Raw genomic sequence first — 18,113 nt, 5'->3', positions numbered from 1 at the left:
CAGCGCCGTGACGCTCCCTCCTGCGGCACCGGACCCACAGCCCCTCGTCGTCCCCCTGCAGATCGAGGCGCTCACCGTCAACGAGCGCGTGCGCTCCGCCGAGGTCTTCCAGCGCTGGCAGGCCAACTACGCCCTCACCCGGCTCGATCTGTCCCCGGAACCGCCCGCGTTCTCCAACACCGACACGGCCTTCAACGCCGACCCCGATCGCGAGGGCGTCTACCTGCACTGGCAGTTGCCTCAGGCCCTCACCCACGGCGTGGACGAGCAGGGCGACGGCGTGCCGGTCTTCCCGCTCGTGCCCAACCGCTGGCTCGTCGTCCGCCAGGCCGTCGCCACCCTCTCCGGCGCGCGCACCGACACCGGCTGGATCGTCGAGAGCGACTACCTGGACCCCGCTCAGGGCTCCAGCACCTACCTGGACCGCGAGGGCCGCCTCACCCGCATCGGCCGCCGCATCGACCTCGCCGACGGCGCGTGGCGCGAACCCGGTACGCCGGACGGCCTGTTCCTGACCGCCGTCGGCCCGGGCCTGCCGACCTTCGCCGCCTACCAGCCGTACAACACCGATGTGTTCTCCGTCCACGACCGTACGGACGACCTCGATCCGGACACCGCCTACCAGCTCAGCTACCTGGTCGCCGGCTGGTACAGCGACCCGGCCGCGGATCCGCTCGCCGGGGACCTCGCCGCGCGCATGGCTGCCCTCGAATGGACCGCCACGGGCCCGGTGCCCGACGCGGCTCGGACCGTCTGCCACGGCACCGCCCTCGACGTGCAGTGGCAGCGCCGGGGTAGTGGCATGCCCGCCTCCGACCGGCCCGACTACGTCACCGTCGCCGTCGGCAACAACACCGAGCACGCCACCAAGGCCCTCAAGGAGTACGCCGCCCGCCGGGCCGGCTCCCCGCCCGAGCTGGCCGCGCTGCTGTCGGCCGTGCACTCGGGCGTGCTCGACCTGCTCGAAGAGCCCGACGGCCAGTTCCAGGCCGAACGCGCCGTGCACGCCTCGTGGTTCACGCCGGAGCCCGGCGGTTACAGCTGGGTTCTGGAGGACGCCGAGCAGCCCGCCGCCCCGGAGGGAAGGCGCCGTCGGCCCCGGGCCGTACGCGCCGCGTACGCCGAGGTCCTCGCCAAGCTCAACGAGGACCAGGCCGCGCACGACGCCGCCGTGCGGGACCTCGTCGCCGCCCAGCGTCGGCTGTACGACCTGTGGTGGGCGACCAACCTGCCGAAGGTGCCGGACGCGCCGGGGGAGCCGGCCGGGAAGTACCGCGAGGACCTCGCCGATCGCCTCCAGGACGCGACCGAGGCGGCCAAGGACCAGCGCGACGTGGTGGCGAGGCTGCGTGGCGCGGTTCCCTGGGGCGACACCCCCGACCAACTCACCACCGACATCGGCCGGTACCAGCGCGACCATGGACTCCCGGAGGACGAGGTCGTCCTCAAGCGTGCGGTCCTGCCCGGCTTCCACCGGCCCAACGATCCCGTCGTGGTCATCCGGGGAACGAAGGACCGGCCCGTCCCGCCGGAACCCGAGGGCTCGGCCCCCGATGACCCGTACGCCGTGCGCGAGGGCGCGTACGAGGATTCCGAGCAGGACGAGGACCCGCCGCTGGCCTGCCGCTGGCCGGACGCCCTCGTCTCCGGTGTGCGGGTGGCGGGGAACCAGGTCTCCGCGACCGACGCGCAGACCCCCAAGCCGCCGAACCTCCCGTCCCCCGACGGTCTGTCCGGTGTGCTGTCGGCCCTGCTGCGCGAGCTGCTGCACCTCGCCTCCGCCAACGCCCGCACGCTCGCGACGGCCACCGGCTTCACCGGCGACGTGACGGCACTCGCCGACGCCATGCGCACACCGCACGTGAACGCCGTCGGCACCCCGGGGGAATACACCGCGCAATGGCGGCAGCCCTGGCAGCCCCTGTTCTTCGAGTGGAAGGTCGACCACTTCCCCATCGAGTGGCGGGGCGAGCCGGACGGCAGTCACGGCGACCGCGACAACTGGAGCTTCGACGGCACCGATTACCACTGGCTCGGTACCGGCGCCCACGCGATCCCCCGCGTCCTCAGCGGCCGCCAGTTCCTCGCCCCGACCGCCGGCGAGACCACGGCGGCGGCGCTGCGCCAGTACGCCCGTACCCACCCGGGACCGGCAGCCGCCGCGCTGCGGGCCCTCGCCCGGCAGGTCGAGGACGACGCCGACTGGTTCTCCCAACCCCTCGCCGGCTTCACCGAACTGCTCGCCGCCCGCGCCTCCGCCCCGGCCGCTCTCGACCCCCACTCCGACCTGCCGCCCGACCTGCGCACCGCGCTCACCGAGGCGATGGGCCGCACCCTGCCACCCAACCCCGGTGCCCTCCCCCGCCCGTTCATCGGCTGGAACGAAAGCCTCTACCAGTCGCTGCGGGCCGGGCAGTTCGCCTTCGCGCGGCTGGCCGTCATCGACCGCTTCGGCCACGCCCTGCCCGCGATCTTCCCGGATCCGCTCGCCCTGCGGTTCCCACCGGGCAACGAGCCCGGTGACGTCATCGGCGTCGGCGTGCCCGCGCGGCGTTTCGCGCCGGAGCTTCCCCAGGAGCTGACTCCCTCCTGGAAGGACCCCCAGGATGCGAGAGGCGGCCACTGGACCATCAACCCGTCCACCTGGTACCGCTTCGCCCAGCTCACGCCGCGCCTGACCCAGCCGGCCCGGGCCGGCTTCACCCTCCTGGACGCCCTCGACGACCTCAACCCGCTCGCCACCGCGAGTGCCCCCGACACCACCCCGGTGTCCGCATGGCTGGTCCCGGGGCACCTCGACCAGGCCCTGTACGCCTACGGACCGGACGGCACCCCGCTCGGCGAGCTGCGCACCACCCTTCCGCCCAGCGGGAACCCGCAAGTGACCTGGCACGCACTGCCGTACTCCCGGCACCACGAGATCGACGACCTGAGCGAGGAATTCCCGCACCTGCACCGCTTCCTGAGCGCACTGGTCGCCCCCGACCGGGGGCCGGCGGCACTCCGCTCCCTCCTCACCGTCATCGACCGCACCCTGTCCACCACCACGCCGATTGGGGACGCCACGCCCCCGCACACCCCGAGCGTGCTCGTCGGCCGGCCGCTGGCACTGATGCGCGTACGTTTCGGAATCGACCTCGACGGGCCGCCGTACCCGGACCCGTCGTGGAAGAACCTGCGCGCCCCGGAAGGACCGGCGTACCCCGGCTACCGGTGGCCGGTGCGGCTCGGCGAACGCAACGAGCTGGCGGACGGACTCGTGGGCTACTTCCACGGCGAGCACCACGACACGGACTACCGCGTCCTGCACACGGTCCTGGGGGCGGCCGAACTCCCCGACGGGGCACGGGACTACTTCGACCCCATCGGCACAGGCGCCGCACTGACACTCCCGGCTCGGCCACCGGGCAGCGACCCGGACGACCGGGACGCCGCGTTCCTGACCCTGATCGCCGACCCGCGCGGCACGGTGCACGCCACGACGGAGATCCTGCCCACCGCCGAAGTCCGGCTGCCCGCACGGCTCGTCGAGCCGCCACTGGCCGAACTCCCGGTGTCCTTCCGACTGGGGCCGCTGCCGGTGAGCGAGTACGTACCGGACCCGGCGGGGGCGCGTTCCGGACGGCCCGGGGAGCCGCCCGCACTCGTCCTGCCGCGCCCCTCCGACCGGCACGGCACATGGACCTGGGTGCAGAACGAGACGACCGACACGAGCACGGCCACCACATACGCCTCCGACGGTGAACCCCACCACCCGCGCCCCACCCCGACCCTCCGTTCCGGCCGCCTCACCCTACGGCCCACGCACAGCGCCGACCACGGCGATCAGCCCGAAGGAGAGCCCCGATGACCGACTGCGTGCTCAGCTACGCCCTGACGACCGTCCCCGCCCCGCTGACCGTCAGCCCCCCTGCCGTGGAGGCGGGGCAGGAGGACGAGAACTCCTACGCGTCCATCGACCTGGTCATCTCCAACAGCGGTTCTATGCCTGTGAGGTGCAGCCGCATCGCCGTCGTGCTGCCCGTGGGTTCGCTCGCCCAGGACCTCGCGCTGACCGGCGAGGGCATCGCGCCGTACGTCGAGCCGGAATCCGGATGGACGATCGTCAGTCCGCAGCCGGACGTTCTGGTCGCCGTGCCGACGGCCGAGACAGCGGTGTTCCCGTCAGGGCGGGAGAACAGTGGTGACGCGTCCGGTTCGAAGGTGCGGTTCGAAGTAGTGCCGCGGGACGGGACCAGTGAAGTCACCGTCGACGGCCTGTACATCACGCTGAGCAACATCCTGGTCAGCGACAAGACCGGTATCGCCCGGATCGGGATCGAAGAATGGGCGACCACCGGGGACACGATTCCGGAAACACCGAACACCGCGACGCTCGACGTCGCGAAATACCCGTTCCGCAGCGGAGCCAACCCGTCGCCAGGTGTCGGACGGGCGCTCGTCGCCCTCAAAGAACAGGGCGGCCCGCCGGCGACCCTGATCAACGCGGGGGCCCCGGTGAGGCTGGAGTGGCACCACGCGCCCGGCGACAGCCACGAACTGTATATGAACGGTCTGCGGATCGACGATCCCTCGATCGCGGGCGGAAGCATGTATCAGGTGGGACGGGACACGGTGTTGCGGGACACCGCACTCGCACTGAAGACCGTGACACCGACGCCGGTCGGCGGGTTCGTGACACGGTGGGACCACCTCACGGTGTGCGTAGCGGACCAGACCCTGGCCTCTCTGACAACGACGGGCAATGCGACGGTGGAGGGCGCCTTCGGGGTCACCGGACAAACGACGGTGAGCGCACTCGCGACCACCGGGAACACGACGGTGGGAGGCACACTCGGAGTCACCGGACAAACCACCGTGAGCGCACTCGCGGCAACCGAGAACGCAACGGTGGCGGGCACGCTCGGCGTCACCGGACAAACGACGGTGAACACGCTCGCGGCCACCGGAAATGCCGCGGTGGGAGGCACACTCCGAGTCACAGGACAAACGACGGTAGCCGGACTCAACGTGACGGGTGCCCTGTCCGGCGTCACCGTGAAGGTGACGCCTGACGCGGAATGGGACAAGGAGTGGAAAGAGAGTCAGGCCGGCGACCGGGAGGCTCCTGCGGGCAAGGTCATGGTCGGCCGCCACCACCGCGGCGACGAGAACGGCTGGACCGGGCACAGGTACGCCAGGATCACCATCGACTGACCTCGGTCTGTCGCGCGCCCGACAGAACGGGTCCGCGTATCAGCTCTCCGCCGCCATCGGACGATGGCGGCGGCCTCCACGCACTCCTGCTGCTCGATCCATTGGTCGCCCCCGCCTCCCGCAAGCGGTCACGGCTCAACAGCCGTCTCCTGGGTAGTGGAACGCTGTCACCAGCAGACCTGTCTCCGGAGAGCCGTGGCAGGATCCGTGGGTATGAGTATCGAACAGGCAGATCGGCCCGTCGCCCTGGTCACCGGGTCCACGTCGGGGATCGGAGAGGCCGTCGCGCGGAGGCTGGCGGCGGACGGGATGCGAGTCGTCGTGCACTCGCGGCGCAGTGCGGAGGCCGGGGAGGCGCTGGCGGCGGAGCTCGGTGGGACGTACCTGCGGGCGGACCTGGCGGTGGAGGAGGAGGCCCGGGGGCTGGTCGAGGCGGCGCTCGACCGGTACGGGCGACTGGATGTGCTGGTGAACAACGCGGGCATCAGCTGGCCGATCCCGCACGACGACCTGGCCGCGGCGACACCCGCGGACTGGCGCCGGCTGCTGGAGGTCAACCTGATCGCGCCATGGGTGCTGTGCACAGCGGCACTTCCGGCGCTGCGCCGGTCCCCCGTGGGCGGCAGCATCGTGAACGTCACCAGCCACGCCGGGGTGCGCCCGAAGGGCTCGTCGGTCCCGTACGCGGCGAGCAAGGCCGCGCTCAATCACGTGACCCGGCTGCTCGCGGCCGCGCTCGGGCCCGAGGTGCGGGTCAACGCGGTGGCCCCGGGGCTGGTGGACACCCCGATGACGAAGGACTGGGCGCAGGCGCACGAGCTGTGGCGGGACCGCGCGCCCATGCGCCGTCCGGCCCGGCCCGCCGACGTGGCCGACCTGGTGGCGTCGCTGATCGCCAACACCTATCTCACCGGCGAGGTCGTCGTGCTCGACGGCGGACTGAACCTGACCTGAGAGGCCACCCGCTCACGCGGCGCCGCCCGTCCGGGCCCGGGACGTCCACCGGGAGCCGATGTCCCGCCTCGGCGGTGTCGCCCTGCTCGCCGGGGCGTGCGGCGTTCCCGCGTGGCGTCCGGCGCTGGTAATGAATCGTGCCGCACGGATTAAAGGCGAAATCAGGTCGGTAAAGAAATCCCCCGTATCCGGTGAGAAATTCCTTGAAACGGCGGACTGCGACGCAACGGGCCCCGAACATGCCGAAGACTTCTGCGCATGGCTACGACAGTCCTCGACAGAACCGCTCCCACCGGCGGCGCCGCCCGTCGCGCGCCCTGGCGATCTCCGGTGGGTCAGCCGGCCTACGCGCGTCCGGCGTTGCTCGTCATCGCCCTGCTCGCCGTCGTGCTCTACGCGTGGGGGATCAACCACAGCCATTACCACACCTTCTATGCGAACGCCGTGCGCAGTATGACGCAGAGTTGGCAGGCGTTCTTCTACGGTTCCTTCGACCCAGGCAATTCCATCACCCTCGACAAACTGCCGGGATTCCTCTGGCCGCAGGCGATTTCCGCCCGGATATTCGGTTTCCACCCCTGGGCGTTGACGCTCCCTCAGGTAATGGAGGGGGTGGCGAGCCTGCTGGTGCTGTACCGGGTGGTGCGCCGTTGGGCGGGTGACAATGCGGCACTGATCGCGAGCGTCGCGTTCCTCGTGACGCCGGTGGCGGTGGGGCTTTTCCGCACTGCCGTCGAGGACCCGTTGTTCACCTTGTGCGTGCTGCTCGCGGCAGAGGCCACCCAACGTGCGGCGGAGGCCGGCCGGTTGCGCCCACTGGTGATGGCCGGTGTCTGGGTCGGCATCGGGTTCCAGTCGAAGATGCTGGAGGCGTGGGTGGTCCTTCCCGCGCTCGCCGCGGTGTATCTGCTCTCGGCACCGGTCCCCCTGCGGAAGCGGCTGGTGCGGCTCGGGATCTCCACGGTGGTGATGGTCGCCGTCTCCGCCTCGTGGATGGTGGTCGTCGCCCTCACCCCGGCCAAGGACCGGCCGTATGTCGACGGCACCACGAACAACTCCGCGTTCAGCATGGTGGTTGGCTACAACTTCCTGAACCGCTTCTCGTCCCTGGGGATCAGCGCCGCCTCCACCGGCAGCATCAGCGCGACCCGCGGAGGCGGGGGCCACGGCGGCGGCCAGGATGCGGATCACGGTGGTGCGTCGTACGGCGCCCGGACGCATGCCGGCACGGGCGTCCCGGGCGGCGGCGCCCGGCAACCGCACCGGGCCGACGGCGGCGGCGCGTCCGGCGGGCACCTCGGCCGGTCGGCGGGTGCCGGCCACCCGTCCGTCCCGTCCCACGGCGGCGGGCCCGGCGGCTTCGGCGGGGGCGGCGATCGCGGCCAGGACGGCTGGTCGAAGATGTTCGGCCCGTCGCTGGCGTCGCAGACCGGCTGGCTCTACCCGCTCGCCGCCGTCGCCATCGTCTGCGGCCTGCTCTGGCGCCGGGGCCGGCCCCGCACGGACCGGATCCGCACGGGCTTCGTCCTCTGGGGCACCTGGCTGACCACGTACTTCCTGGTCTTCAGCGCGGGCAGCGTCGGCGGCCACACGTACTACATGGGCGTGATCGCGGTGCCGCTCGCCGCGCTGGCCGGCGGCGGCCTCTCCTTGCTGTGGGGCGCGTACCGGGCCGGCGGTCGCCGCGGATGGGTGCTCCCCGGCGCGGTCGCCGCGACGGTGGTCTGGGGCGCCTGCCTCGCCGGCGAGTTCCCCTCGTTCCTGCCGTGGTTGGTGCCGGCCATGGGTGCACTGGCGCTGATCGCCGTCGTCCTGTTGGTCCTCGCCCGCCCGAGCGGCACGCGATGCGGTGGCCGCATCGCCCTGGCCGGTCTCGGTGCGTCGCTCGCTGCGGTGCTGCTCGCGCCGGGTGCATGGGCGGTGCAGGTCTTCAACCCGACCTACGGCAGCTCCGGGATGGGCGCGGTCGGTCCGACCGGCACCCACCACGGCGGCCACGGGGCGGCGATGTCACCGGGCAGTGGCCACCTGAAGGGCGGCTTCGGCGATTCCAGCGGCCAACTGACCTCCGAACAGCGCAAGTTGCTCGCGTTCGCCACCGCCCACCAGGGGTCGGCCGAGTACGTCTTCGCCACCAACGGCTGGAGCGGCGCCTCCCCGTACATCCTGGCCACCGGTGCGCACGTCCTTCCCTTGGGCGGCTTCAGCGGCCAGGTCCCCTTCCCCACCGAGGTCCGGTTCCGGCAGCTGGTCGAGGCGGGCAAGGTCCGCTACGTCCTGTTGGGCCAGGCACGCGGCACGGCGGGGATGTTCGGCGGCGGTACCGGCCGGGGCGCGACGCCCGCCACCCGGATCACCGACTGGGTGCGGTCCGTCTGCGCCCGCGTGCCCGCCTCGGCCTACGACGGTGCGCAGCAGCCCCCGACGACCGCACCGGCCCGAGCAAGCGCCGCCGCCCAGACCCTCTACCGGTGCGGACCGGGCCGCTGAGGCGGTACCTACGACCCCGAGGCCGAAGAGCCCGGCCCAAGACCCGGGGGCCCGCGGCGTCGCCTGTCCGATCGAGGGCGCCCGTGGCCTCCGGGTGGTGCTGTTCCTCCCGTCAGCACCACCCGGCCTGATGGTGGGTCCGGCCCGGCCCTCAGCGTGTTGTGCGCGGCCGCCCGCTCATGCGTCTCTCACGCACGGAGAGGTTTCAGCGGGGCCGGTACCTCGGCTCGCCGGTTGGATCCCAGGAGGTCCGACTGGGACTGGTGGTGTCGCGTTCGGCCGCGTTCAACCAACCGGTCAGGTCCGCCCGGGCTCTTGCGACCCGCGAGCGCACAGTGCCGACGGGGCAGCCCGCCACCACCGCGGCGTCGCCGTAGGGCAGTCCGAGCACCTGAGTGAGGAGAAACGCCTCCCGGCGGGTGTCGTCCAGGGCGTCGAGCAGGTCGCGCAGCGCCACGCCCTCGTCGAACTCGGGGAGTCCGTCGGGTTGTGCGCGTTCCGCCGCCGCCTGCCAGTCCACGGAGTTGACGATGCGCGGGCGGGCGGCGGCGGACCGGTAGCGGTCGATCACCACCCGCCGGGCGATCGACAGCAGCCAGACGCGGGCGCACGAACGTCCGGCGTACCTCGGCAGGCTGGTCAGCGCTCGTAGGTAGGTGTCCTGGGTCAGGTCGTCCGCGATGTTCACGTCGGAGCTCAGATGGGCCACGAACCGCCATACGTCACGGTGGGTGGCCCGGACGAAGCGTTCCACCGCTTCGGGGTTTCCGCCGCGGGCGTCCAGCGCCCAGCGGGTCACGTTCTCGTCGTTCCTGGTTGATCGCGATGGGTGGCCGTGTGCCATGTGGGCAGGAGTCATCGCCTGGTGTCCTTCTCGGCTGCGGGGCTGCCCGAGTGCGGGCAGACGCCCGTCGATGAGTAGCCCCTGAGGCGTGGCAGGCCGGAAGACGGCACGGCGGCAGGCACGCCAGGGCTACAGAGTCAGGTGCTGGCGGGCATGCCACGTCCTGGTCCCGCCGCGTGACGGCGATGGGTGAACGGGCACGCCGGTGTTTCGCTCGCCGCCGGGTCGCTTCCGATGAGGGGACACCCACCAAGGGACGGTGCGCCGGGACGATCGGTCAGTGGCAGCGGGGCATCGCGGGGGGACCTCGGCGCGAGAGGGTGTACTGCAGCAATGCCCCACACAGGGGTGGAGCAAAGGCGGTTGCCGGCGTGGTGGACGGGGCGCGCGGTCCGGTGCGGCGCAGGACGGCCAGGACGAGCACCAGCGGTGCGAAGACCACGGCGACCAGGGCGCGGGCGAGCCGGAACGCGGCGGCCTCACCCTGCCAGAGCCACCACCCGCACACCGCCGCGGCGAGAAGATGGGCCAGGAGCATCCCCAGGTGACCGTGGCCAGGGTGCGCGATCGGCATCTGGTTCAACTGGTGGCCCACCGGCAGCGCGGCGCCGCCCATGTGTGCCATGCCGTCGTGGGGCATGGCATCCATACCAGACAGGGGTCCCGCGGTGCTCGTACCGTCGTGGGGCGGCGGAGGGGAAACGTGGGTGAGGGGCATGCCCGGCCCGGCTTGGCGCGGCAGCAGGTCCGCTGCCCACCGGCCGTGCCACGCACCCTGGTGCCCGGAAACGCCGCACACCATGTGCCGGGCCCGGGCGCTGCCGTGCCACCGGCCGCCGGGCGGGCCGGTCGCCAGCGTCTGCGCCAGGGACAGCAGGAAGTGCAGGCCCATCTGGGCGGTGACGGTGGCGCCGACGACGAACAGTGCGCCGCGCTCGCGTCGGGTCAGCCGCCACGCCGCCCCGAAGGTGCCGGCGAACGCCGCGGCCAAGCCCCACCAGGGGACGGCTCCCTCGGACATCAAAGAGTGCCCCAGGGCCGTCGTCGGCACGCAGACGGCCGCGAAGACCGCGGCGCGTGTGGTGCGTGAAGCCGGCCCGGGACTCATGGCCGGAATCGTGCCATCGCCTGCACGGGAGGCGACAGGGCGGACGCGGCACTTCTGCGCGCCCCCTCACGCCGCCGTCGTGCGCCCCGCATGCGCCGGGGCTCCCCGCCGGGGACCGCGGCCATCGAGGGGTTCGGCGTCCCGGGGGGATCTCCGGGAACTGACGGGCCGGACCGGACGACTGACTGGACTGATCCCGGCGACGGGACCGGACCGACGGGAGGGCCGCATGCGGACCGGAAAGCGTACGGATTCCGACATATCAAGTTCCGGAGGTGGCACGGCCCGGCCGTCCGCGTCGGGCACGGCCATCACCGCGTTGCTGACGGCGGCGATGGCCCTCTCGATGATGCAACTCTTTCTGATCGGCGCGTTCGGGCCACGCCTCGTCCACGAACTGGGCCTGTCACGCACCGAGTTGGGGCTCACCACGACGGTGGGATTCGGTATCGCGGCGCTGCTGTCGCCGGTCGCGGGCAGGCTGGTGGACAGGGCGGGGCCCCGGCGGTGTCTGGTGGCACTGTTCCTGCTGGTGGCCGTCTCGTTGGCGCTGATCGGGGCCGCGTCGGGGACCGCGGCGCTGTTGGCGGCCGTCGGGCTCGGCGGCCTCCCGCAGGCCCTGGCCAATCCGGCCACCAACAAACTGATCCTGGCCAGGGTTCCGCCCGAGCGGCGCGGTGGCGTCACGGGGTGGAAGCAGTCGGGTGTGCAGTTCGGCGCCTTCGCGGCCGGGCTTCCGTTGTCCGTTCTGGCGACGGCGATCGGCTGGCGCGAAGCGGTGTGGACGGCGGCTTGCCTGGCGGCGGTGGCGGCGGCGTGGGGCATGGGTGTACTGCCACCCGACCGGGCAGCCCTGATCACCGTGTCCGATGCCGGGCGTCCGGCGGTGTGGCGGCGGGCTGTCATGGTGAGGCTGGCGCTGCACTCCTTGCTGCTCGGCTGCGGGATCGCCTCGGTCAACACATACTTGGCGCTCTTCGGTTCGCAGCGGTTGGGTCTGTCGCCGACGGTGGCCGCGGTGCTGGTCGCGGTGCTCGGGGTCGCGGGCATCGGCGGGCGCGTGGTGTGGTCGCGTACGGCAGGACGGCCGGGCCGGGGCGAGGCGCTGCCCGCGCTGCTGGCGTCCGGGGCCGTGGGCGCCGCCTTGACGTTGTGCGCCGCGGTCCGGGTGCCCGTCCTGGTGTGGGTGGCCGCGGTGGCGGTGGGGTCGTTCGCGGTGGCGGCGAACGCCGTGTCGATGGTCCTGGTGATCCGGCAGGCCGCCCCCGGGCGGGCCGGACGGGACTCCGCACTGGTCTCGGCCGGCTTCTTCGCCGGGTTCGCCGTCGGCCCCCCGCTGTTCGGCGTACTGGTCTCGGCCGCGGGTTACGGGCCTGGCTGGCTGCTGGTGGCGGCGGAGTTCGCGGGAGCCGCGGCGGTGGCCCTGCCCATGGCGCTGCGGGGTGCCCGAGTCGCTGAGCGCTCCCGCACGTGAACGAGAGGGTGGGCGTGGCGAGTTGGGCGGTCCGGGCGTGGGAAGCGGTGCTGGAGCGGGTGCGGGTGACGGTGGCCGAGGTGGGCGAACGTTTCCCGTTGCACGCGGATCCGGGTACCGGCCGGTGGACGACGACCGCGCGGGGCTCGTGGACCGGGGGCTGCTGGGCGGGGCTGCTGTGGCTGCGCGCGCTGGCCACGTCCGACCCGTGCGACCAGGCCCTCGCGGCTGACTGCACCCGGCGCCTGGAGTACTGGATCGGGCAGGACACGGCGGCGCGCGGCCTGGTGCTGTGGTACGGCACGGCGCTTGCCGCCGCGCTCGGTGGCGACCGCGGAGCGGCGGAACTGCGGGCGCGGGCCGCGCGGGCGTGTCTCGCGGCCTACGAGCCGGAACGGGGTCTGGTGCCGTGGGGCGGAGCCTTCGGCGGCCCCAGGATGCTCGCTCGGGCGGACGGGGTGCCGGGGCTGGTGCCACTGCTGGCAACCGTGCCGGGTGGAGGCCGAGTTGCCGCATACCGACATCTGACGACCCATCTGGAACTGTGCCTTTCCCAGGAACCGCCGCGACCGGCCTGGCGGACGCGGCCCGGTGGTGGCTGGACGGGGTATCCGCATCCGGTGCCGGGGTGGAGCCGTACCGTGGCGTGGCTGCTGCTGGGGGCCGCGGACGGGCTCCGCATCGTGCCGCCGCGCGAGGGGGAGCCGGGCGTCCCACCGGCGGCGGTCCGGCGACTGGTCGCGCTGCGCCTCGGCCGGGAGGCCCCGTTGGTCCCTCCGGCGTGCCGGGTCCGTCCGTCCGGTCCGGTGGATACGTCAGCGGCCGCGATCGAGGCGGTCGCCGCGCTGAAGCTGGCCGCGCTCGCACGGGCGGCAGGCCGGCACCGCGCGTTCCGCGAACTGTCGTGGCGCGCCGGGGAGATCCTGCGCCGGTTGTCGACGTCGCACCTGTCGACGACCGGCGGCTTGTTGGACGGTTGCTACGACGCCGAGCGGGGACTCGCCACGCAGCACGAGCTGATCTGGGGTGACTTCTTCCTGGCGCTGGGACTGGCGATGTTCATGGGGGCGGTGGAGCCGTTCGCGGTGTAGGCATAGCCGCATGGTCACGGAGGGCACGTCGGGCCACCGCGGCGATGTGCAGTTCGTCGGGACCGTCGAGCAGCCGGGCCGCTCGGCCGGCGCGGAACAGCCCCGGCAGGACGGTGTCGGGGCCGAGCCCTGCCGCGCCGTGCACCTGGATGGCCGCGTCGGCGACCTGTTGCAGCATGCGTGCGGCGGCGACCTTGGCCAGTCCGGTTTCCGTCCGGGCGTCGTCGCCGGCCGCGAGGCGGGTGACGGCTTCGTACACCAGTGGTCGGGTGGTGCGGATGGCGAGCAGGGCGTCGAAGACGAGTTGCTGGACAAGCTGGCGGTCGGCGAGCCGGCCGGATGCCTGGGTGCGCGACCGGGCGCGCCGGCACATCAGGTCGAAGGCGCGCTGCGCCTGCCCGAGCCAGCGCAGACAGCGCAGCACCCGCCCCAGCCGAAGCCGCTCACCGGCGATCCCCAGCGCCCGACCGGGCGGACCGATCACGTGGTCGGAGGGCACGGTGACGTCGTCGAGGGCGATCTCCCACTGCCCTCCGGCGCCGAGCACGGACAGTTCCCGCACCACGCGGAAACCCGGCGCGGTGGTCGGCACGAGCAGCAGGGAGAGCCCGTCGGCCTCGGGGGCACCGCCGCGCGTACGGGCCAGTACGGTGACCAGGTCGGCCTCGCCCGCGCCGGTGATGAACCACTTGCGACCGTGCACCGTCCATGTCCCGCCGGTGTCCGCCGTGGCGCGGGTCGCGGTGAGTGTGGGATCGGTGCCAGGGGTGTCGGGTTCCGTCATGGCGAAGCAGATGCGCAGTTCGCCGGCGCTGATCCGACGCAGGTACCGTTCCCGCACGGCCTCGGTGGCGTGCCGGGAGAGCATCAGCACGTCCAGCAGTGGTGCCGACCCGAGAGCGGCCGGGCCGTGATCGCTTGCTCCCTCGACCTCCGCCAGGTGTGCGTACTGGGAGAGCGTGAGCCCCTGGCCACCGAGTTCGACGGGGAGCGGCAGGCCCCACAACCCCGCCTGTTTCGCGTCGTGTTGGAGTCGGCGCCGGGCGACTCGGGCAGCCGGTCCGCCCGCTTCCAGGGTCTGTTCGTACGGGATGACCCGCTGCTGGATGAACGAGGCCACGCGCTCGCCCAGCCCGTTCGACGGGTCGGCGGGCGGCCCGGGCGGAGCGGTTTCATCCGGTGGGTCCGGACTGGGTATGACGCTCGGTTCGACGTTGCTCACGTGCACGGCCTCCTTCGGGGCACCGGGAACCCATGAAGACGACAATCCGACTAACTGGCCGTGGAGTTGGTCGGTGCGCACCCCTCTCCGGTTCCCATACGTCCTTGACCACCTGAGAGAAGGCCATGGGGAATCTTCCCGCTGTCACCGCCATCCGCCCACTGGCGGAAGCGGCCGTCCGTGCCGTGGGCCCTCCCGCGCTCACGGACCCGGCGCTCAGGCACCTGCGCGCGCTCGGTGCGACGACCGTCGAGTCCGCCCCGGCCGGCGATGCGGCCCATCTCGCCGTCGACTGCCCCGAGTTGGGCAAGGTCACCGCCGACACGGTGTGGGCGGACCTGTGTCCGGAGGCGGACGTCGCCGACGAGGCCACCGCGCAGGCGACCACAGGGGTGATGCACGTCCATGGGCGACGCGACGGCCAGCCGCTCGGCCTCGCCGTCGACTACGCCGCCACCTGCGCCGCCGTGGCCACCGTGCAAGGGCTGCTCGCCGCCCTGCTGGGACAGGTCCGCGGCGGCCGTGCCACCCATGTCACCTGCGGCGCCGACCGGGCCGCTCTGCTGGCGGTCTCCCAGTACATCGCCGCGGCGGCGGCACCCGAGGCGGAGGCCGTCGTCCTCGAACCGGGCGGTCCCCCGTTCACCGCCGCGTGCGGTACCCGCTTCGAGCTGGAGGCGCTGGAGCCCACCGTCTGGGCCGGGTTCTGGCGGATTCTGGGCACGCCCGAGCAGGCGATCCGCAGCGGCTGGCGCCCCTTCCAGTTCCGTTACGCCACTGCCTGCGCGCCCCTGCCCGAGGAACTGCACGCCGCAACGCGCGCTGCCTCCTGGGCGCGGATCCGGCAGGCCGCCACCGGCTCGGGGGCCGAGGTGTGCCGACTGCACACACTGGCCGAACGCGTCACCGAGGCGAGCGCCGACGCACCATGGACGTTTGCTCCGTCGGCGTCCATCGACGTACCGCCACCGAGGGACCCGGGGTGCGAAGACGCCCGCCCGCTGTCGGGCTTCACCGTGCTGGAAGCGGGCCGCCGCATCCAGGCTCCCCTCGCCGCCCACCTCCTCGGCTTGCTCGGCGCCGACGTGATCCGTGTCGAACCACCCGGCGGCGATCCACTGCGCGGCATGCCCCCGTGCTGCTCGGACATCTCGGCCCGCTGGCTGGCCCTCAACCGGGGCAAGCGCGCCGTTCAGATCGACGTCAAGTCACCCATCGGACAGGCGGAGTTGCGCGAGCTGGCCGCCGGCGCCGACGTCTTCCTGCACAACTGGGCCCCGGGCAGGGCGGAACGGTTCGGACTGGGCGCCGACCGCCTCGCGGCCGTCAACCCCCACCTCGTCCACGCCCACACCAGCGGCTGGGGCGGACGTCTCCCCGGCGCCCCCATCGGCACCGACTTCATGGTGCAGGCCCGCACCGGGGTCGGGGAGGCGGCACGGCCCGCCGACGAGCCGACCGCCCCGTCGCTGATGACCCTGATCGACGTGCTCGGCGGGCTGCTCGGCGCCGAGGCCGTGCTCGCCGCCCTCCTGTTGCGGGAACGCACCGGACACGGCGTACGCGTGGAGTCCTCTCTGCTCGGCGCCGCCGAGACACTCACCGCACCCGCGCTCCGCCGCGCCGGCGTGGGCCGGGAGGCGCGCCGCCCGGCCGGCTTCCGCCGCCCCCTGCCCACCGCCGACAGGTGGATAGCCCCGGCGGACGACTCCGCCCGAGCCGCCGACACCCAGTCGGGCCACCTGGCCCGGCTCTCCTCCCACGAGGCCGTCGCCGTCCTGCGCGACCAGGGCCTGACCGCCACCGTGGTCACCACGGACCTCGCCGCACTGCCGACGGACCCGCGGCTGCGCGGCGCTCTCACCCGTGACCCCCACGGCTCCCTCGTCGTCCCCGCCCCCTGGAGGTTCGAGTGACCCCCCGGATCCACGACCTGGTCCCCACCGCACTGCGGCGCTCCTGGGCCACCAGCGGCCACTACCCGGATCTCGACCTGTACGCGCTCTTCCGGGCCCACCGCGTCACCGACCCGCACCGCACCGCCGTCATCGACGCACAGGGCGCGACCAGCTACGCGGAGCTGGACGACCGGGCGCGATGTCTGGCCGCCGGGCTGGCCGCGGCCGGCGTGTGCCCGGGCGACGTGGTGGGCATCCAACTTCCCAACGGCTGGCCGGCGGTGGCGGCCGACCTCGCCACCGCAGCCCTCGGAGCCGTCGCCCTTCCCTTCCCCGTCGGACGCGGCAGCCGGGAGGTCAGGTCGCTGCTGAGCCGTTCCGGAGCCCGGGCCGTCATCGCCGCGACGGAGCAGCGCGGCGTCGAGCACGCCGGGGATCTCGTCGCGCTCGCCGACGCACTACCCGCCCTGCGCACAGTGATCGCCGCAGGCACCGGATCCACCCCGGAGGGCTGCCTGTCGCTGGACGACCTCCTCCGCACCGGCACGACCGAGTTCGCCGCGGCCCGCACCGACCCCGACGCCGCGGCCCGGATCCTGGTCTCCTCGGGCACCGAAGCCGAACCCAAGATGATCGCCTACTCCCACAACGCGCTGGTGGGAGGCCGTGGCAACACCCTCGCGGCCCTGCTGCCGGACCGCCTACCGCCCCGTTGTCTGTTCCTGGTCCCGCTGGGCTCCGCCTTCGGGACCGCGGGAACCGCGGTCACCCTCGCCCGCCACGGCGGGACCCTCGTGCTGCTGGACCGGTTCACACCCGACGCCGCGCTGGAGGCGATCCACGCACACCGGCCCACTCACGTCCTGTGCGTGCCCACGATGGTCCGCATGATGCTCGACCCGCTGGCGAAGGAGCCGAGGCCGCCAACCGGCCTGACCGCCGTTGTCCTCGGCGGATCGCCGCTGGACGCGAACACCCGCGACGAGGCACGCAGGGCCTTCGACTGCCCGGTGGTCAACCTCTACGGATCGGCCGACGGCGTCAACTGCCACACCGGCCTGGCCGAGAACGCGGAGCCCGACCCTGGCCTTGGGGTCACGGCGGGCACACCGGACCCCGCCGTCTGTGAGATCCGCATCGCGCCCCTGCCCGGCACCGGCCCCGCAGAACCCGCAGAACCCGGAGAACCCGGAGAACCCGGAGAACCCGGAGAACCCGGAGAACCCGGAGAACCGGGAGAGATCATCGCGCGCGGCCCGATGACACCGATGTGCTACGTGGGCGCTCCCGAGCTGAACATGCGCTACCGCACCGCCGACGGCTGGGTACGCACCGGTGACCTGGGAGTCCTGGACGACGACGGCACTCTTCGCGTCGTCGGCCGCTTGAAGGACATCGTCATCCGCGGCGGCGCGAACATCAGCCCCGCCGAAGTCGAAGGCGAACTCTCCGCCCACCCGGACGTCCGGGATGTGATCTGCCTCGGCGTCCCCGACCCGCTCATGGGCGAACGCCTCGCCGCCTGCGTCGTGCCGAACTACGGGCGCCGCCCCACCCTGGAAAGCCTGGGCGCCCACCTCGCCGCACGCGGGCTGGAACGCCGCAAGCATCCCGAGCACCTGCTCCTGATCGACGACGAACTGCCGCTCACCTCGGCAGGCAAGCCGGACCGAGCAACCCTGCGGGCACGCCTCGCCGCCCCCGGTCCCCCCACGCATCACGCACAGGCCGGCTGACGGCGGCCAGCCGAGAAGACAACAGGAAGAAGGAAGCGGGAAGGAGCAAGACGAAAGGGCAAGGCGGAAGAGGACGGGGAAAGGGGAAGAGGACGAGGAG

At 72.9% G+C, this 18,113-nt stretch carries 11 protein-coding genes; 8 read left to right on the top strand and 3 right to left on the bottom strand.

What is annotated here, in order from left to right; translation table 11 throughout:
- Positions 1-7: 7 nt before the first annotated feature.
- From SNOUR_RS46585 to SNOUR_RS35970, 4 genes are all read left to right on the top strand, one after another.
- Complete coding sequence (locus tag SNOUR_RS46585; protein ID WP_067355556.1) at positions 8-3,850, top strand: hypothetical protein; 3,843 nt, start codon at positions 8-10, stop codon at positions 3,848-3,850.
- A gap of 65 nt (positions 3,851-3,915) precedes the next feature.
- Positions 3,916-5,196 carry a hypothetical protein gene (locus SNOUR_RS35980; protein WP_159425984.1) on the top strand — a complete coding sequence of 427 codons (1,281 nt, stop codon included), beginning with the start codon at positions 3,916-3,918 and terminating at the stop codon, positions 5,194-5,196.
- A gap of 213 nt (positions 5,197-5,409) precedes the next feature.
- Entirely contained in the window at positions 5,410-6,150 is a 741-nt protein-coding gene (locus tag SNOUR_RS35975; RefSeq protein WP_067355553.1) for an SDR family NAD(P)-dependent oxidoreductase, read from the top strand.
- A gap of 258 nt (positions 6,151-6,408) precedes the next feature.
- Complete coding sequence (locus SNOUR_RS35970; protein WP_067355550.1) at positions 6,409-8,640, top strand: glycosyltransferase family 39 protein; 2,232 nt, start codon at positions 6,409-6,411, stop codon at positions 8,638-8,640.
- Positions 8,641-8,845: 205 nt separating this feature from the next.
- Here SNOUR_RS35970 and SNOUR_RS35965 read toward each other — a convergent pair whose 3' ends face one another.
- Positions 8,846-9,499 (bottom strand): sigma-70 family RNA polymerase sigma factor, encoded by a 654-nt coding sequence (locus SNOUR_RS35965; RefSeq protein ID WP_067355546.1) that lies wholly within the window; start codon positions 9,497-9,499, stop codon positions 8,846-8,848.
- Positions 9,500-9,761: 262 nt separating this feature from the next.
- The gene (locus SNOUR_RS35960; RefSeq protein WP_159425983.1) at positions 9,762-10,592 is read right to left on the bottom strand and encodes a hypothetical protein; all 831 of its coding nucleotides are present in this window, start codon (positions 10,590-10,592) and stop codon (positions 9,762-9,764) included.
- A 229-nt stretch (positions 10,593-10,821) separates the two neighbouring features.
- Between SNOUR_RS35960 and SNOUR_RS35955 the strand changes: the two genes are divergently transcribed.
- Together SNOUR_RS35955 and SNOUR_RS35950 are read left to right on the top strand one after the other, a co-directional pair.
- On the top strand, positions 10,822-12,066 hold the full coding sequence (locus SNOUR_RS35955; RefSeq protein WP_079143082.1) for an MFS transporter: 1,245 nt from the start codon (positions 10,822-10,824) through the stop codon (positions 12,064-12,066).
- On the top strand, positions 12,063-13,157 hold the full coding sequence (locus tag SNOUR_RS35950; RefSeq protein ID WP_079143081.1) for a sugar ABC transporter permease: 1,095 nt from the start codon (positions 12,063-12,065) through the stop codon (positions 13,155-13,157). The genes SNOUR_RS35955 and SNOUR_RS35950 overlap by 4 nt, the downstream gene beginning before the upstream one ends.
- Here the strand turns inward: SNOUR_RS35950 and SNOUR_RS35945 are convergent.
- Positions 13,126-14,379 (bottom strand): acyl-CoA dehydrogenase family protein, encoded by a 1,254-nt coding sequence (locus SNOUR_RS35945; RefSeq protein ID WP_312634782.1) that lies wholly within the window; start codon positions 14,377-14,379, stop codon positions 13,126-13,128. The two genes, SNOUR_RS35950 and SNOUR_RS35945, sit on opposite strands and share 32 nt — an antisense overlap.
- A gap of 125 nt (positions 14,380-14,504) precedes the next feature.
- Here SNOUR_RS35945 and SNOUR_RS35940 point away from each other — a divergent pair, with 125 nt between their 5' ends.
- A complete protein-coding gene (locus tag SNOUR_RS35940; RefSeq protein WP_067355536.1) occupies positions 14,505-16,295 on the top strand; it encodes a CoA transferase in 1,791 nt (596 codons plus the stop codon).
- A complete protein-coding gene (locus tag SNOUR_RS35935) occupies positions 16,292-18,013 on the top strand; it encodes a class I adenylate-forming enzyme family protein (protein WP_067355533.1) in 1,722 nt (573 codons plus the stop codon). Before SNOUR_RS35940 ends, SNOUR_RS35935 begins: the two co-directional genes overlap by 4 nt.
- The last annotated feature ends 100 nt before the right edge of the window (positions 18,014-18,113 follow it).

Origin of the sequence: Streptomyces noursei ATCC 11455 (assembly GCF_001704275.1) — a bacterium.
Lineage (GTDB): Bacteria > Actinomycetota > Actinomycetes > Streptomycetales > Streptomycetaceae > Streptomyces > Streptomyces noursei.
The sequence above is the reverse complement of the archived record's forward strand: the minus strand, read 5'-3'. Positions and strand labels throughout refer to the sequence as shown.

What these genes read in the sequence shown, in the direction of transcription:
- SNOUR_RS35960 (WP_159425983.1), bottom strand. Translation starts at nt 10,592, where the DNA reads ATGAGTCCCGGGCCGGCTTCACGCACCACACGCGCCGCGGTCTTCGCG.
- SNOUR_RS35940 (WP_067355536.1), top strand. Translation starts at nt 14,505, where the DNA reads ATGGGGAATCTTCCCGCTGTCACCGCCATCCGCCCACTGGCGGAAGCG.
- SNOUR_RS35965 (WP_067355546.1), bottom strand. Translation starts at nt 9,499, where the DNA reads ATGACTCCTGCCCACATGGCACACGGCCACCCATCGCGATCAACCAGG.
- SNOUR_RS35955 (WP_079143082.1), top strand. Translation starts at nt 10,822, where the DNA reads ATGCGGACCGGAAAGCGTACGGATTCCGACATATCAAGTTCCGGAGGT.
- SNOUR_RS35975 (WP_067355553.1), top strand. Translation starts at nt 5,410, where the DNA reads ATGAGTATCGAACAGGCAGATCGGCCCGTCGCCCTGGTCACCGGGTCC.
- SNOUR_RS35970 (WP_067355550.1), top strand. Translation starts at nt 6,409, where the DNA reads ATGGCTACGACAGTCCTCGACAGAACCGCTCCCACCGGCGGCGCCGCC.